Genomic DNA, 2,340 nt, shown 5'->3' on the forward strand with positions numbered 1-2,340 from the left:
CCCGGGATCTCGACCGGCACCGGCCAGATATCGGTCCCGACGTCGAGCCCGTCGAGCAACCGCAGGACGTCGGCGTGGAAGTCCGCCACGGCCCGGGGACCGAGCGGCAGCGTTCCGGTCCGGCCGTCGGCGGTGAGCACCTCGAGGCGGTGGGCGAGGAGGTCCACCTGGAACGACGGACCGGTCGGGTGCGGCATCAGCGACGTCGTCAGCCCGCGGGCGGTGACGTACAGCGGCACGTTCCACCAGTGATTGGACAGCGCCGTGTTCGCCATGCGGACCTTGCCGATCACCTGCGTGTACAGCTGCAGGGTGTCCCGGGTGTCCGCCCAATCGGCGACCCGGATCGACGGCCAGTACCGGGAGGGGGGTCGCTCGCTCATCCCACCCAGTCTGTCGACCGCCGGACCGGACGCCGACGCCGGGTCAGGCGTGGGCGCCGTTGCCCGTCGGGCCGTCGGAGGCGATCGGCACCCGGGTGACGCCGTCCTGACCGGCCGCGCCGCTGAGCCGGCGCAGCAACGCCCCGACGTCGATGCCGGTCAGGTCCCCGGACAGCTGCAGCCCCTGGGCGACGTTGGACGCGACCGAGCGGCCCAGTGAACCGGCGCCGTCGGTGGAGATGACGGTCATCTTGTCCACGCCCGACAGCGGCGCGGCGGCGGCGCCCACCACCTCCGGCAGCACCTTGACCAGCATCTCCAGGATCGCGGCCTCGCCGTACTTGGCGAAGGCGTCCGAGCGCGCGTCCAGCGCCTCGGCCTCGGCCTGCCCGCGCGCCAGGATCGCGGCCGCCTCGGCCGCACCCTCCCGCTCGACGGCGTCGGCGATCGCCTCGCGGCGCAGCTTCTCGGCCTCACCGCGCTTGGCGCCCTCGATGGCGTCGGCCTCGGCGAGGGCCGACCGGCGGGCCCGCTCGCCCTCACCGGACAGCTTGGCCTGCTCGGCGGCGGCCTGGGCGGCGGCGATGGTCGCCTGCCGCTGGGCCTCGGCACTGAGGATCGCCGAGTTCTTGCGGCCCTCGGCCTCCTGCTCGACGCGGTACCGCTCCGCGTCGGCGGGGCGGCGGACCTGCGTGTCGAGCTGGCGCTCGGTCAGGGCCGCCGTCCGCTCGGCGACCTTCTCCTGCTCCATGAGGATCGCCTGGTCCTGCGCCGCCTGGGCCAGCGGACCGGCCGCCGCGGCGCGGGCCTTCGCGGCGTCGGTCTCGGCGGTGATCTCGGCCTGCTTGAGCGCCAGCTGACGCTGGGCGATGGCGATCGCCTCGTCGGCGAGCAGCTGCTCCTGCTGGGCGGCCTGCCGGGCGCGCGCCTCGGCGATGCTGGCCTCCTTCAGCACCCGCGCCGCCTCCGGACGCCCGAGGTCGGCGAGGTAGGAGCCCTCGGCCTGGATGTCCTGCAGCTGGAAGGTGTCGAGCACCAGTCCCTGGCCGGTCAGCGAGGACTCGGCCTCCTCGGCGACGGCGGAGGCGAACGCCGCGCGGTCGCGGATGATCTCCTCGATGGTCAGCCGGCCGACGATCGACCGCAGCGCGCCGGCGAGGACCTCCGACGTGAAGGTGTCGATCCCCTCCTGCTGGTTGAGGAAGCGCTGGGCGGCGGCGCGGATGGAGCTCTCGCTGCCACCGACCTTGACGATCGCCACGCCCTCGAGGTCGCACTTCACGCCCTGCTTGGACACCGCGCCCCGGATGCCGACCGGGATGCGGCGGCTGGAGAGGTCCATGGTGTGCAGCTTCTGGACGACGGGCAGCACGAAGACGCTGGCGCCCATGACGACCTTCTGGCCGGAGCTGTCCCGCGACACCACGCCGGACGCGTCGGTGACCTGGCGGCCCTGGCGGCCGGTGACCAGGAACGCCTGGTTGGGTCCGGCCACCTTGATGCGGGACAGGATGAGCAGGATCAGCAGCAGGACCAGGACGGCCATGCCGCCGATGGCGTAGAGCAGGGTCACGGGTGGATGCCTCCGGGGTCGGGAGCGGTCGAGACGACCTCGACCGCGGTCTCGCTGAGCGCTTCGACGACGTAGACCGGCGTCCCGGCGGGGAGCGGCACGTCGCTGCGGGCGGAGAACTTGAGCTGCTGGCCGGCCATCGCCAGCCGCACCTCGCCGAAGCCGGACCCCGGCACGGCGGAGACGACGACGCCCTGCGCGCCCACGAGGTGGTGGCGGGTCAGCGTCTCCTGGGTCGGCATGTCCCTCAGCGCGCGGGACAGCCGGACGGCGCCCCACGCGAGCGGGACGGCGACGGCCAGGCCGACGGCGACCGCCAGCAGCGCGGTGACGGCGTCCGGGAGGTCCTCGGGCAGCACGCTGGTCGCCGCGGCGCCGCCGAAC

General features: G+C 74.1%; 3 protein-coding genes. All 3 read right to left on the reverse strand.

What is annotated here, in order from left to right; translation table 11 throughout:
* Positions 1 to 383 (reverse strand): DUF5996 family protein (locus tag E4P40_RS27280; protein WP_245160627.1); only part of this gene is annotated, 383 nt, incomplete at its 3' end.
* A 43-nt stretch (positions 384 to 426) separates the two neighbouring features.
* A complete protein-coding gene (locus tag E4P40_RS27285) occupies positions 427 to 1,956 on the reverse strand; it encodes a flotillin family protein (protein WP_135161420.1) in 1,530 nt (509 codons plus the stop codon).
* Positions 1,953 to 2,340, reverse strand: a 388-nt coding sequence (locus tag E4P40_RS28415; RefSeq protein WP_167762392.1) for an NfeD family protein, incomplete at its 5' end; no start/stop codon positions are given. The genes E4P40_RS27285 and E4P40_RS28415, both read right to left, overlap by 4 nt.

The sequence above is a fragment of the Blastococcus sp. CT_GayMR20 genome, from assembly GCF_004570345.1.